The following is a 12,367-nucleotide window of genomic DNA, read 5'->3' as shown; positions in this document are numbered from 1 at the left end:
CGAAGACTCGGCGACGCGCGAAGGGGCACTCATGAACTTGATCCTGTTCGGACCGCCGGCGGCGGGGAAGGGGACCCAGGCCAAACGGCTCGTCACCGAGCGTGGCATGGTCCAGCTTTCCACCGGCGACATGCTTCGCGCGGCGATCGCGTCAGGCTCCGAGCTGGGGGCCCGCGTCAAGGGCGTGCTGGACCGTGGCGACCTGGTGACCGACGAGATCGTCATTGCCCTGATCGAGGACCGTCTGCCCGAGGCCGAGGCCGCTGGCGGCGCCATCTTCGATGGTTTCCCCCGCACCGTGGCCCAAGCCGAGGCGCTGGATAAAATGCTGGCCGCTCGCGGTCAGAAGATCGACCTCGTCCTCCGACTCAAGGTAGACGAGCCCTCCCTGATCGAACGGATCTCGAAGAGATTCGCCGAGCAGGGCAGGCCTGACGACAATCCGGAAGTCTTCGTGACCCGTCTGGCCGCCTACAACGCCCAGACGGCGCCTTTGCTGCCCTACTATGTAGAGCAGGGTAAGCTGACGGAACTGGATGGCATGGCGCCTGTGGAAACAGTCGCGGCCTCTATCGACGCGGCGCTCTCGGGCGCGGCGTGAGACATTTTCAATTCGTTGATTTTCGGCGGATTCAACCATTGACGGCGGCGCAACGATCCCTATAACGGGGCGCTTCCGCGAAAGGGCGCGATCTGTGCGCGCCGGACTGGGTCGAGAGACCGGGCCGGGCGCGCCGTTCGCGTCTTTAGTGCGTGACTAGGAGAACATTAGACGTGGCCCGTATTGCAGGCGTCAACATACCGACGAACAAGCGCGTTTTGATCGCGCTTCAGTACATTCATGGCATCGGCCAGAAGTCCGCTCGTGACATCGTCACGAAGGTTGGCATCGATGACGCCCGCCGGGTCAATCAGCTGACCGACGCAGAAGTCCTGCAGATCCGTGAAACGATCGACAAGGACTTCACCGTCGAAGGCGACCTGCGCCGCGAAAATTCGATGAACATCAAGCGTCTGATGGACCTGGCCTGCTATCGCGGCCTGCGTCACCGTAAGGGCCTCCCGGTCCGCGGTCAGCGCACGCACACGAACGCTCGCACCCGCAAGGGTCCGGCCAAGCCGATCGCCGGCAAGAAGAAATAAGGTAGCCTGACGATGGCCAAGGAACCGGGTCGCGTTAAAAAGCGCGAACGCAAGAACATCACCTCGGGCGTGGCGCACGTGAACGCCTCGTTCAACAACACCATGATCACCATTACCGACGCTCAGGGAAACACGATTTCCTGGTCCAGCGCCGGCGCGATGGGCTTCAAGGGTTCGCGCAAGTCGACCCCGTACGCCGCTCAGATGGCTGCGGAAGACGCGGGCAAGAAGGCTGCCGAGCACGGCGTGAAGACCCTCGAGGTCAACGTGTCGGGTCCGGGTTCGGGTCGTGAGTCGGCTCTGCGCGCCCTTCAGGCCGCGGGCATGACCATCACGACGATCCGCGACGTCACGCCGATCCCGCACAACGGCTGCCGTCCGCCCAAGCGTCGTCGCGTCTAGTACTTTTTAGACTCAATTCTCCATTCGCCGGCTGCGCCAAACGCGGCCGGCGAGTCGCGTTCAAGGGATCGACCACGTGATCGAAAGAAACTGGAACGAGCTGATCCGTCCTGAGAAGCCGCAAATCGAGACTGGCGCCGACGCGACCCGCAAGGCGCGGATCGTGGCTGAGCCTCTCGAGCGCGGCTTTGGCGTGACGCTCGGCAACGCTCTCCGCCGCGTCCTGCTGTCTTCGCTTCAGGGCGCCGCCGTCACCGCCATCCAGATTGATGGCGTGGTGCACGAATTCTCCTCGCTCGAAGGCGTCCGCGAAGACGTCGTCGACATCGTTCTGAACATCAAGCAACTGGCCGTGCGCATGCACGCCGAGGGCCCGAAGCGCATGACGCTCCGCGCCACCGGCCCCGGCCCGGTGACCGCTGGTCAGATCGAAACGCCTTCGGATATCGAGATCCTGAACCCCGACCACGTGCTCTGCACGCTGGACGACGGCGCCACCGTGCGCATGGAGTTCACGGTCAACACCGGCAAGGGTTACGTCCCGGCCGACAAGAACCGTCCGGAAGACGCGCCGATCGGCCTGATCGCCGTCGACGCCCTGTACTCGCCGGTCAAGCGCGTCGCCTATCGCGTCGAGCCCACCCGTCAGGGCCAGTCGCTGGACTATGACAAGCTGATCCTGGAAGTCGAAACCAACGGCGCCGTCACTCCGGTGGACGCCGTGGCCTACGCCGCCCGGATCCTGCAAGACCAACTGCAGATCTTCATCACCTTCGAAGAGCCCAAGGCCAAGTCGGCCGACGAGGCCAAGCCTGAGCTGCCGTTCAACCCGGCGCTCCTGAAGAAGGTCGATGAGCTGGAACTGTCGGTTCGTTCGGCCAACTGCCTGAAGAACGACAACATCGTCTACATCGGCGATCTGATCCAGAAGACCGAAGCCGAGATGCTGCGCACGCCGAACTTCGGCCGCAAGTCCTTGAACGAAATCAAGGAAGTGCTGGCTGGCATGGCGCTGCACCTGGGCATGGACGTGCCGAACTGGCCGCCCGAAAACATCGAAGACCTGGCCAAGAAGTTCGAAGACCAGATCTAAGACGGACAAGAGCCTGCCTGCTCTGGAGCAGACAAGCAGGCTCGTTTGAGAAAGCCCAGAGCGCCAAAGCGCTCTGGGGCGCGCTCGATCCGGGCCGCTCGCCACCCTTCGGGGACGGCGGGCGGCCTGGGCCTTTTGAAGCCGCAACTGCGGTGGAGGGCCCCGGCGCTTCGTTCTGACCCGGCCGGGAACAGGCTGGGATGGGTGACAATCAGCGCTAGATCGCGCCACTGCGGGCCAAGGCCCAGGAGACACTACAATGCGTCACGGTAAAGCTCACCGTAAACTCGGCCGCACGTCCGCTCACCGCACCGCCATGTTCGCCAACATGTCGGCCTCGCTGATCAAGCACGAGCAGATCGTCACCACCCTGCCCAAGGCCAAGGAACTGCGTCCCTTCGTCGAAAAGCTGGTCACCCTGGCCAAGCGCGGCGACCTGCACGCCCGTCGTCAGGCCATCAGCATCGTTCGCGACGTTGAACAGGTCGGCAAGCTGTTCGCCGCCATCGGCCCGCGCTACCAGTCGCGTCAGGGCGGTTACATCCGCGTCCTGAAGGCCGGCTTCCGCTACGGCGACAACGCCCCGCTGGCCGTGATCGAGTTCGTCGACCGCGACGTCTCGGCCAAGGGCAAGGACTCGGGCCCGGACTACTCGGCCCAAGCCGAAGACTAATTCTCAGCCCAGGCTGAACGGAAAAGGCCCCGGAGCGATCCGGGGCCTTTTCTTTGATTTTGGCGGACACTGGGTTTGTCTGCCGCACCAGGCGGACGTTTCGACGGTTTGCCTGGGGACGGGCTTCGCCATCTGGACTGCGGTTGAAGGTTCGAGATCGATCAACAGCCCGAACGCCAGACCTTTCTACCGAAGGCCTCAGAGGGCGTCGGCTAAACCTATCCGCTGACGCGCCAGGGCTCCGGGAAGGTTTTCGGCGATGAACGCCATCATCTTCTCACGCACTTCGCAGCGAAGATCAAAGACCGTCGGGGCGTTGCGGCCGCTGACCAGGCAGCGCACCTCCAGCACCTGGGCCGTCACGTCGGTGACCGCCAGATTGACCACATTGCCATCCCATAGCCCGGAGGCCCTGGCGATCGCCTCAAGCTCGGCGCGCAGGGCGTCGATGGGCGCGGAATGATCGACATGGAGCATCACCGTGCCGATCAGGGTCGCTGACTCCCGCGTCCAGTTCTCGAACGGGGTCTGGATGAAATAGCTCAGCGGCAGCACCATCCGTCGCAAGTCCCACAGGCGCACCACCACATAGGTGGCGTTGATCTCCTCGATATTGCCCCACTCCTTCTCGACGACGACGGCGTCATCGATGCGGATGGGCTGGGTGATGGCGATCTGAATGCCGGCGATCAGGTTGGTGAGCAGGGGCTGCAGGGCCAGGCCGAGGATCAGGCTGGCGGCGCCGCCCGCCGCCAGCAGGCTCACGCCCCACTGGCGCACGCCCGGGATCGTCATCAAGGCCAGGGCGATCGTGAAAATGCCCACGATCACCGCGCTGGCCCGGCGAAGGATACGAACCTGTGTCAGATGCTTGCGGGCCAGGAGGTTGTCTTCGACATCGACCCGGAAGCGCCGCAGATAGAGGGCGGCGGCGATGTCGAGCGCCGTCATCACGATCCAGCCCAGCAGCAGGATGAACAGGATCAGCAGTATGTGCCGGCCGCCCGAGGCTTGGGACGTTGTAAGTGGCGCGATCGAGACGACCACGCTCAGGGCGGCGACGATGAACGCCCATCGCGTCGGCCTCCGCGCCCGAACGGCGAGCGCGGGCCAGAAGGCGTCGCTCCTCGCCAGGCCGCGGCGCACGACGAGGGAGAGCGCTTGGTGCGCTGCGGTCGCGACGATGATCGCAAGGACAATGAGCGCCAGGCTGATGGCCCAGGGCGGCGTCCAGGCGGGAACCCCCGGCAGGTCGGCAAGCCGAACGAGATGTGAAGACATCAAGGACTAACGCGCGGTGCGGAAGGGGGCTCCCCCTGTATCGCACGCTGCCGAAGGTGCGGGCGCTCGCTGGTCAAAGCCGGCCGCGGCTACTCCCGCGTCAGGTCCTGCCGCTGGAACAGCAGCACGGCCCCCGCCGTCAGCGCCACGATCCAGCCCAGCAGAACCAGCAGCGCCCAGCCCGCAGGTCCGCCGTCCATGCCCGCATGCGACGGCGCGGTCACGAAGGCGCGGAGCAGGTCGGCGTCATAGGCGGGGATGGCCAGAATCTTCCAAGTTGGTTCAGGGGCCATCGCTCCCAGCGTGGTCGCCAGGATCGACTGCACGAAGCGCACCACCAGACAGACCACGACCGCCGCCATCGGCGAGCGCGCCACGACCGCCACGCAGGCGGCGAGGGCGGCCAGGCTCATGGCTTCCAGCCAGGTGACCACGAAGACGCCGGCGATTTCGGAAAGGCCCAGGGTCGAGGCGACGATGGCCTTGCCGTTGATCCCCGCGCCGATCACGGCGGCCGCCAGGGTCAGCGCCACGGTCAGGACCAGGCTCCACATCAGCGCCTCGCCGATCACGATCAGCTTGGCCGCCAGCAGGTTGAAGCGGCTGTTGCGCGGCGTGCGCAGGCGCCAGGTCTCCCAGCGATAGTCGCCGGCCAGGATCGAGGCCGCGCCGATCATCAGGAACAGCGCCGCCATGGTCGAGGCGCCATTGCCGAGCGCCTTGATCACCTGGGCGGCCAGATCGATGGTCGCACCCGGCATGGGCCGCTTGATGATGTTGCGGACGAACAGGTCGCCGCCAATGGCCAGGAAGAAGCCCACCAGCGGCGCGAAGCCGAAGCCCCAGAACAGGGCCGAGCGGTCGCGCAGCAGGCGGAAGCGTTCAGCGGCGATGGCGTCGGCCAGCATCAGGCGGCTCCTTCCGGGGTGGCGGCCGTGGGCGCCTGGCCCAGCGATTTCAGATAGACGCCTTCAAGATCGACCTCGCGCCAGCGGGCCTCGACGATCTCGGCGCCGGCCTCGACCAGGGCGCGGATCACGGCGGGAGCCTCGGCGCGCGGAATGTCCGCCAGCACGGCGTCGGGTCCATCGGCCTCGCCGCGATCACCCAGCACCGCCAGGACCGGGGCGAGGGGGGAGGCCAGGGTCAGGCGCAGGCGCGCTTCCCCGGCGGTGAGCTCAGCCACGCCACCCTCCGCCACGACCTTGCCGCGCGACAGGATGGCGACGCGATCACAGACGCGCTTGACCTCGTCCAACTGGTGGCTGGCCAGGATGACCGTCACGCCCTCGTGTTTGGCCAGATCGACGATCAGGGCGCGGATCTCCTGAATGCCGGCCGGGTCCATCCCGCTGGTCGGTTCGTCCAGGATGACCAGCTCGGGCCTGGTCAGGAAGGCGGCGGCCAGGCCCAGGCGCTGCTTCATGCCGACCGAGAAGCCGCCGGTAGCGCGGTCGGCGGCATGGGTCAGGCTGACCCGCTCCAGCCAGGCGGCGATATCAGGGTTATGGAACCCGCTCTCCAGGGCCAGCATCCGCAGCGTGTCGCGGGCGGTCAGATAGGGCGGATAGCGCGGCGTCTCGATCATCGCGCCGACCCGGCGCAGGGCGGTCAGGTCGCCCGCCGGCGCCCCGAACAGCCGCGCGGTCCCGCTGGTGGGCCGCACCAGACCCAGGGCGATGCGGAACAGGGTGCTCTTACCCGCCCCGTTAGGACCCAGAACGCCGAACACGCCGCCGGCCGGAATGGCGATGGAAAAGTCGTCGAGCGCGCGAACGGTCCCGTAGGTCTTGGTGAGGCCGGTGGCCTCAAGGGCGATGCTCATGCGGATGCGACTTCCGTTACAGGAGAATCCTGCCGTTGGCGGTAACTATGGGGGTGTGGTTCTCGCGCGCCAAGTTAAGACGAGGTCATGCGCCGCCGTCATACGCCCCTGTCATACGGGCGAGACGTCCGGCTGGCATCGACGCCGCAAGACTGTCGAAAGGGTTGCGCCATGAAGAGCCTGTTCCGCCTTGTGTCCCTTGGGGCGACCCTGGCCGCCGCCCTGGTGCTGTCGGCCTGCGCCTCCATGCAAGCGGGCGGGGGCGAGGCCGCCGCGCCGCTCAAGAGCCGGCTCACCATCCTGGTCTCCAGCGACGGCTTCCGGGCTCACTATCTGGGCCAGGGCGATACACCGACCCTGGACGCCCTGGCCGCCGACGGTGCGCGCGGCGCGATGCGGCCGTCCTTCCCGACCCTGACCTTTCCCAACCACTACACCCTGATCACCGGCAAGCGGCCCGACCGCAACGGCATCGTCAACAACGTCATGGAAGACGAGACGATCCCCGGCGTGCGCTTCTCGATGTCCAACGCCGACGCCGTGCATGACCCGCGCTGGTGGAGCCAGGCCTGGCCGCTGTGGGTCTCAGCCGAGAAGCAGGGTCTGAAGGCGGCGGCGATGTTCTGGCCCGGCTCGGAGACCGAGATTAGCGGCGTGCGTCCATCGCGCTGGATGGCCTTCAACCAGGCCATGCCGTCGAATGACCGGGTCGATACGCTGCTGGCGTGGCTGGACGATCCCAAGGGGCCCGAGCTGCGGCTCTCCACCCTGTATTTCGATGTCGTCGACACCGAGGGCCATCACTATGGACCCGGCTCGCCGCAGGCCCGCGCCGCAGTGGCCGAGGTGGATCAAGCGATGGCGCGGCTGGTCGAGGGCCTGAAGGCGCGGGGGCGGTTCGAAACGACCGACATTGTCTTCGTCGCCGACCATGGCATGGCCCCGGTTCCGCCGTCCCAACGCTGGCCGCTGGACGACGTGCTCGACCTGTCCACGGTCAGGCTGGTCACCACCGGCGCGGTCGTCGGCCTGACGCCGCTGCCCGGCTTTGAGGCGCAGGTCGAGGCGGCGCTGCTCAAGCCGCTGCCGCACCTGACCTGCTGGAAGAAGGGCCAGATCCCCGAGCGCTATCACTACGGCCGCAATCCGCGCGTGCCGGCCATCGTCTGCCTTTCGGAGACCGGCTGGTATGTGACGACCCGCAAGATGATGGAAAAGCCCGGCAAGTGGGATGGGCTGGACGGCGGACAGCACGGCTTTGATCCCTATGACCCGGCCATGCGCGCGGCGTTCATCGCCCGTGGACCTTCGATCAAGGCGGGCGTGGTGTTGCCGGTGTTCGACAATGTCGACGTCTATCCGCTGCTGGCCAGGATCTCGGGCGTCAAGCCGGAGAAGGGCGACGGCAGCTTGGCCATCACCGGCGCGGCGCTGCGGTAGCCTCCCAAGCGGCGCTTCGAGTCGTCAGGGAGAGTGGAGCCTGACGGGACTTGCGGATATGGTTTCAATATGCGTTAAATATTGTCGATATCCGATAGGAGTGGCGAGATGGCTGACTGGCGTCCAAACCTGATTTCGGCGGTCTGCTACCGCGATCCCAAGGCGGCCCTGGCCTGGTTGGAAAAGGCGTTCGGCTTCGAGCTGGTCTTTCTGGTCGAGGATGCCGACGGCAATCTGGGCCATTCCGAAATGCGCTTTGGCAATGCCTGCGTGATGATCGGCAACGAGTGGAGCGACGACCACAAGAGCCCGGCCTCGATCCACGGCAAGAACACCCAGACGGTGCATATCCAGCTGAGCGAGGGCGACCTTGACGCCCACTGCGAGCGCGCGCGGGCGGCCGGCGCCGAGATCATCGTTGAGCCCGCGACGCAGTTCTACGGGGACCGCACCTATCGCTGCAAAGACCTTGAGGGGCACATCTGGACGGTGGCGCGCACTGTCGAGACCGTGTCGGTCGAGGAGATGGAACGCCGCACGGGCCTGAAGATCACGGGGGCAGGGTGACCCAGGACGACTTCCGCCGCATCGCCCTGTCGCTGCCGGGCGCGGTCGAAAGCTCGCACATGGGCACGGTCGATTTCCGGGCCGGGCGGATCTTCGCGACCCTGGGCTATCCCGACGCCGCCTTCGGCATGGTCAAGCTGACGCCCGAACGGCAGGAGATGCTGGTTTCGGCCGAGCCGGCGATCTTCGAGCCGGTCAAGGGCGGCTGGGGCGCCAAGGGCGCGACCCTGCTGCGTCTGGCGGCCTGTGACGCGGCGACGGCGACCGGGGCTCTCACCGCCGCCTGGCGCGGCGTCGCGTCCAAGGCCTTGCTAAAGGTGTTCGACGCCGCCGATGGGGCCTCGTGACCGCTTCCGTTGACCGCACCTTGGCCGCCCTGGCCGATCCGCATCGCCGACGTGTGGTGGATCTGCTGCGTCAGCGACCGCATCGGGCGGGCGAGTTGGCAGACGCCGTCGGCCTGACCCCGCCGGCCATGAGCCGCCATCTGCGCGCGTTGCGTCAGTCGGGGCTGGTCGAGGAAAGCCATCCCGATTTCGACGCTCGCGTGCGGGTCTATCAGCTGAGGGCGGGGCCCATGGACGAGCTCAAGGCCTGGCTGGAGATCGCCGAGACCCACTGGGTCGACCAGCTGTCGGCGCTGAAAGCCCACGTGGAGGGCTCATGAGTTCCCGCGTCGTCGTCGCCCTGCGCATCAAGGCCTCGCCCGAGCGGGTTTTCGCGGCCTTCACCACCGAGATCGCCGCGTGGTGGCGGCCCAACACGCTCTTCGCCTTCACGCCCCGGTCGCCGGGCGTCATGGCCTTTGAGGAAGGGGAGGGCGGCCTGCGCCTCGTCGAGCGCCTGGCCTCGGGCAAGGTGTTCGAGGTCGGCAGGGTGCGCGTCTGGGAGCCGGGACAGCGGCTGGTGGTGGGCTGGCGGCAGGCGACCTTCGCCCCCGACATGGACACCGAGGTCGAGGTTCGCTTCGAGCCCGTCGAGGATGGCACGCGCGTCACGGTCGAGCATCGCGGCTGGGACAGCGTCCCGCAGGCCCATGTTGCGCGCCACACCTTCCCCGACGGCCTGTTCCTGCGCCGGCACGGGGAATGGTGGCGCGATCTGCTGGGCGGCCTTGCGGTCGCGGCGGCGGACCGGCAACTAGGGCGTTCGGGGGAGATCGACGCATGACTCAGACCATCACGGGCGGACGCCGGCAGGCGGCCCTGGGCTTCATCTTCGTCACCGCCGTGATGGACGTGCTGTCGCTGGGCGTGATGATCCCGGTGCTGCCCGAGCTGGTGAAGCGGTTCAACGGCGGCGACACGGCCGACGCGGCCCTGTGGAACGTGCTGTTCGCCACCACCTGGGGGGTGATGCAGTTCTTCTGCGCGCCGGTTCTGGGCCTGCTGTCCGACCGCTTTGGCCGGCGTCCGGTGATCCTGACCTCGATCTTTGGCTTGGGTGTCGACTTCCTGTTCATGGCGTTCGCGCCCAGCCTGTGGTGGCTGTTTGTGGGCCGGGTGTTCAACGGCATGACGGCGGCCAGCTTCTCGACCGCCGGCGCCTATGTGGCCGACGTCACCACGCCGGAGAACCGCGCCAAGGGCTTTGGCCTGATGGGGGCGGCGTTCGGGGTCGGCTTCACCTTCGGCCCTATGCTGGGTGGGACCCTGTGGCAGTTCGATCACCGCCTGCCGTTCCTGGTCTGCGCGGCCCTGGCCCTGTGCAACTGGCTGTACGGCTTCTTCGTCCTGCCCGAATCCCTGCCGCCCGAGCGCCGGATCAAGACCTTCGACTGGAAGAAGGCCAACCCACTCGGCTCGCTGACCCTGCTGCGGAGCAAGCCTGACCTTCTGGGTCTGGCCGGCGTCGGCTTCCTGTTCCAGCTGGCCCACAACGTTCTGCCGTCGGTCTTCGTGCTGTACATGGGCTTTCGCTATCAGTGGTCGGTCCAGACCATCGGCCTGACCCTGATGGCCAGCGGTATCGCCGGCATCCTGTTGCAGGCCCTGCTGGTCGGCCGGATCGTCAAGGCGGTGGGCGAGCGCGGCGCGCTGCTGATCGGCCTGTTCTGCGGCTTTGTCGGCTTTTTGATCTACGCCCTGGCCCCGACGGGCTGGTTGTATCTGTGCGGCCTGCCGATCTTCGCCTTCTCGGGCCTGATCCAGCCAGGACTGCAGGGCCTGATGACCCGCCGGGTTTCGCCGCATCAGCAGGGGCAGCTGCAGGGCGCCAATTCGGCGATGATGGGGATATCCTCGATCATCGGTCCGACGCTCTATCTGGCTCCGTTCGCCTGGGCGGTGCGGCACGACGCGACCCTGCACATGCCGGGCCTGCCGGTGCTGATCGCCGCGGCCCTGATGCTGGCCGGAACGGCTCTGGCGTTCCGCTTCGCGCACCCTATCTCAGCGGAACCGCGCCCGGCCTGACCGGTTAGGTCACCGCGCGGCCATCAATGCGCCCGAAAGCTCGGCTGATGTCCGGGCTGCTGACAAGGAGATGCTCCACGCCCATGCGAGCCCATCGCGCTTTGCTTCCCGCCCTGATCCTGCTGGCGGCCTGTTCGCCGCAAGGCCAGTCCAACGCCCAGGCGATCCCGGATCTGGCCCAGCCCACCCGCCGCGCGCCCAGCGATCCCGCCTCGATGAAGGCCTCGTTCGCGCCGGTGGTGAAGAAGGCCGCCCCGGCCGTGGTCAACGTGGCCAGCCGCCGGGTGGTTCGCACCCAGGCCCGCGATCCATTCTGGGATTTCTTCATGGGCGGCGGCGGCGTGCCGCGCGATCAGGTACAGGGCTCGCTGGGCTCGGGCGCGATCGTCCGCGCCGACGGCGTGATCATCACCAACCACCACAATATCGAGGGCATCGTCGAAGGCCGGGGCGACATCACCGTCCAGCTGGCTGACCGCCGCGAGTTCATCGCCACCGTCCTGCTCGACGATCCGCGCGCCGACCTGGCCGTGCTGAAGATCGACACCAAAGGCGAGCGCCTGCCGGTCATGGCCATCGACGACCAGGAACAGCTCGAGGTCGGCGACCTGGTCCTGGCCCTGGGCAATCCGTTCGGCGTCGGCCAGACGGTCACCAACGGCATCATCTCGGCCATGGCCCGCACCGATGTCGGCGCGGCCGACTTCGGCAGCTACATCCAGACCGACGCCTCGATCAATCCGGGCAATTCGGGTGGCCCGCTGGTCGACATGGACGGCGACCTGATCGGCATCAACACCTTCATCATCTCGCGTTCGGGCTCGTCGAGCGGGGTGGGCTTCGCCATCCCCGCCGCCGTGGTCAAGCAGGTGGTCAACGCGGCCCTGGGCGGCGGCCACAGCGTGGTGCGGCCCTGGCTGGGCGTGAAGGGCCAGCCTGTCACCGCCGAGATCGCCCGCAGTCTGGGCATGCCCGCGCCGCGCGGCGTGCTGGTGGCCCAAGTCTATCCCGGCTCCTCGGCCGACAAGGCCGGCCTGCAGGAAAGCGACATCATCCTGTCGATCGACGGCAAGGTCGTGAACGACGAGGGCGGCGGCGCCTTCGCGATCGGCACCCACAAGGTGGGCGATCGCGTGCCGATGGTCATCCGCCGCGGCGAGCGCGAACAGACCCTGACCGTCCGCGCCGAGGCCGCTCCGGAAAGCCCGGCCCGCGACGAGAAGACTTTCAGCGGCCGCAACCCCTTTGAGGGCGCCACGGTGCTGAACCTGTCGCCCGCCGTGGCCCAGGACCTGGGCGCCGATCCGTTCGCGGGCAAGGGCGTGCTGGTCAGCAGGATCGGCCAGGGCTTCGCGCTGAGCGCCGGCCTGCGTCCTGGCGATTTCATCCGCGAGGTCAATGGCCGGCCGATCAACACCGTGGCTGACCTGACCACGTTGTCGAACAGCGGCAATCGCGCCTGGACCGTGACCATCGAACGCGGCGGCCAGCGGATCACGGCGCGGTTCAACACCTGATCCCAAGCCTCG

General features: G+C 67.1%; 15 protein-coding genes. 12 read left to right on the top strand and 3 right to left on the bottom strand.

The window, feature by feature from the left end; genetic code table 11:
* The first annotated feature begins 31 nt into the window (after positions 1-31).
* The 5 genes from ACW17V_RS12450 (at position 32) to rplQ (ending at position 3,311) form a co-directional block, all read left to right on the top strand.
* On the top strand, positions 32-601 hold the full coding sequence (locus tag ACW17V_RS12450) for an adenylate kinase (protein ID WP_492105433.1): 570 nt from the start codon (positions 32-34) through the stop codon (positions 599-601).
* Between the two features lie 173 nt (positions 602-774).
* The gene (gene rpsM / locus ACW17V_RS12445; protein ID WP_035034191.1) at positions 775-1,143 is read left to right on the top strand and encodes a 30S ribosomal protein S13; all 369 of its coding nucleotides are present in this window, start codon (positions 775-777) and stop codon (positions 1,141-1,143) included.
* A 12-nt stretch (positions 1,144-1,155) separates the two neighbouring features.
* Positions 1,156-1,545, top strand: a complete 390-nt coding sequence (rpsK, locus tag ACW17V_RS12440; protein ID WP_035049391.1) for a 30S ribosomal protein S11 — start codon at positions 1,156-1,158, stop codon at positions 1,543-1,545.
* A 76-nt stretch (positions 1,546-1,621) separates the two neighbouring features.
* Positions 1,622-2,638 carry a DNA-directed RNA polymerase subunit alpha gene (locus tag ACW17V_RS12435; RefSeq protein ID WP_062145568.1) on the top strand — a complete coding sequence of 339 codons (1,017 nt, stop codon included), beginning with the start codon at positions 1,622-1,624 and terminating at the stop codon, positions 2,636-2,638.
* 259 nt (positions 2,639-2,897) lie between these two features.
* Positions 2,898-3,311 (top strand): 50S ribosomal protein L17, encoded by a 414-nt coding sequence (rplQ, locus tag ACW17V_RS12430; RefSeq protein ID WP_492105432.1) that lies wholly within the window; start codon positions 2,898-2,900, stop codon positions 3,309-3,311.
* Positions 3,312-3,509: 198 nt separating this feature from the next.
* On the opposite strand, the gene ACW17V_RS12425 is transcribed toward rplQ, so the two are convergent.
* The 3 genes from ACW17V_RS12425 to ACW17V_RS12415 all read right to left on the bottom strand — a co-directional run bounded on the left by ACW17V_RS12425 (position 3,510) and on the right by ACW17V_RS12415 (position 6,417).
* Positions 3,510-4,592, bottom strand: a complete 1,083-nt coding sequence (locus ACW17V_RS12425; RefSeq protein WP_492105431.1) for a mechanosensitive ion channel family protein — start codon at positions 4,590-4,592, stop codon at positions 3,510-3,512.
* A gap of 89 nt (positions 4,593-4,681) precedes the next feature.
* Entirely contained in the window at positions 4,682-5,500 is an 819-nt protein-coding gene (locus ACW17V_RS12420; protein ID WP_492105430.1) for a DUF2705 family protein, read from the bottom strand.
* On the bottom strand, positions 5,500-6,417 hold the full coding sequence (locus ACW17V_RS12415; protein WP_492105429.1) for an ABC transporter ATP-binding protein: 918 nt from the start codon (positions 6,415-6,417) through the stop codon (positions 5,500-5,502). Before ACW17V_RS12415 ends, ACW17V_RS12420 begins: the two co-directional genes overlap by 1 nt.
* A 171-nt stretch (positions 6,418-6,588) precedes the next feature.
* Between ACW17V_RS12415 and ACW17V_RS12410 the strand changes: the two genes are divergently transcribed.
* The 7 genes from ACW17V_RS12410 to ACW17V_RS12380 all read left to right on the top strand — a co-directional run bounded on the left by ACW17V_RS12410 (position 6,589) and on the right by ACW17V_RS12380 (position 12,355).
* Positions 6,589-7,857 (top strand): alkaline phosphatase family protein, encoded by a 1,269-nt coding sequence (locus tag ACW17V_RS12410; RefSeq protein ID WP_492105428.1) that lies wholly within the window; start codon positions 6,589-6,591, stop codon positions 7,855-7,857.
* A 108-nt stretch (positions 7,858-7,965) separates the two neighbouring features.
* On the top strand, positions 7,966-8,424 hold the full coding sequence (locus tag ACW17V_RS12405; RefSeq protein WP_492105427.1) for a VOC family protein: 459 nt from the start codon (positions 7,966-7,968) through the stop codon (positions 8,422-8,424).
* Positions 8,421-8,771 carry an MmcQ/YjbR family DNA-binding protein gene (locus tag ACW17V_RS12400; protein WP_492105426.1) on the top strand — a complete coding sequence of 117 codons (351 nt, stop codon included), beginning with the start codon at positions 8,421-8,423 and terminating at the stop codon, positions 8,769-8,771. Before ACW17V_RS12405 ends, ACW17V_RS12400 begins: the two co-directional genes overlap by 4 nt.
* A complete protein-coding gene (locus ACW17V_RS12395; protein ID WP_492105425.1) occupies positions 8,768-9,091 on the top strand; it encodes an ArsR/SmtB family transcription factor in 324 nt (107 codons plus the stop codon). The genes ACW17V_RS12400 and ACW17V_RS12395 overlap by 4 nt, the downstream gene beginning before the upstream one ends.
* Positions 9,088-9,594: an SRPBCC domain-containing protein gene (locus ACW17V_RS12390; RefSeq protein WP_492105424.1), complete on the top strand. Its 507-nt coding sequence runs from the start codon at positions 9,088-9,090 to the stop codon at positions 9,592-9,594. Before ACW17V_RS12395 ends, ACW17V_RS12390 begins: the two co-directional genes overlap by 4 nt.
* Entirely contained in the window at positions 9,591-10,838 is a 1,248-nt protein-coding gene (locus ACW17V_RS12385) for a TCR/Tet family MFS transporter (protein WP_492105423.1), read from the top strand. The genes ACW17V_RS12390 and ACW17V_RS12385 overlap by 4 nt, the downstream gene beginning before the upstream one ends.
* A 47-nt stretch (positions 10,839-10,885) precedes the next feature.
* Positions 10,886-12,355: a Do family serine endopeptidase gene (locus tag ACW17V_RS12380; protein ID WP_492105422.1), complete on the top strand. Its 1,470-nt coding sequence runs from the start codon at positions 10,886-10,888 to the stop codon at positions 12,353-12,355.
* Positions 12,356-12,367: the final 12 nt, after the last annotated feature.

The organism is Caulobacter sp. FV2ye17ST (genome assembly GCF_058680955.1).
This window is presented reverse-complemented; position numbering and strand designations above follow the sequence as displayed.

What these genes read in the sequence shown, in the direction of transcription:
- ACW17V_RS12450 (WP_492105433.1), top strand. Translation starts at nt 32, where the DNA reads ATGAACTTGATCCTGTTCGGACCGCCGGCGGCGGGGAAGGGGACCCAG.
- rpsK (WP_035049391.1), top strand. Translation starts at nt 1,156, where the DNA reads ATGGCCAAGGAACCGGGTCGCGTTAAAAAGCGCGAACGCAAGAACATC.
- rplQ (WP_492105432.1), top strand. Translation starts at nt 2,898, where the DNA reads ATGCGTCACGGTAAAGCTCACCGTAAACTCGGCCGCACGTCCGCTCAC.
- ACW17V_RS12425 (WP_492105431.1), bottom strand. Translation starts at nt 4,592, where the DNA reads ATGTCTTCACATCTCGTTCGGCTTGCCGACCTGCCGGGGGTTCCCGCC.
- ACW17V_RS12420 (WP_492105430.1), bottom strand. Translation starts at nt 5,500, where the DNA reads ATGCTGGCCGACGCCATCGCCGCTGAACGCTTCCGCCTGCTGCGCGAC.
- ACW17V_RS12415 (WP_492105429.1), bottom strand. Translation starts at nt 6,417, where the DNA reads ATGAGCATCGCCCTTGAGGCCACCGGCCTCACCAAGACCTACGGGACC.
- ACW17V_RS12410 (WP_492105428.1), top strand. Translation starts at nt 6,589, where the DNA reads ATGAAGAGCCTGTTCCGCCTTGTGTCCCTTGGGGCGACCCTGGCCGCC.
- ACW17V_RS12405 (WP_492105427.1), top strand. Translation starts at nt 7,966, where the DNA reads ATGGCTGACTGGCGTCCAAACCTGATTTCGGCGGTCTGCTACCGCGAT.
- ACW17V_RS12390 (WP_492105424.1), top strand. Translation starts at nt 9,088, where the DNA reads ATGAGTTCCCGCGTCGTCGTCGCCCTGCGCATCAAGGCCTCGCCCGAG.
- ACW17V_RS12385 (WP_492105423.1), top strand. Translation starts at nt 9,591, where the DNA reads ATGACTCAGACCATCACGGGCGGACGCCGGCAGGCGGCCCTGGGCTTC.
- ACW17V_RS12380 (WP_492105422.1), top strand. Translation starts at nt 10,886, where the DNA reads ATGTCCGGGCTGCTGACAAGGAGATGCTCCACGCCCATGCGAGCCCAT.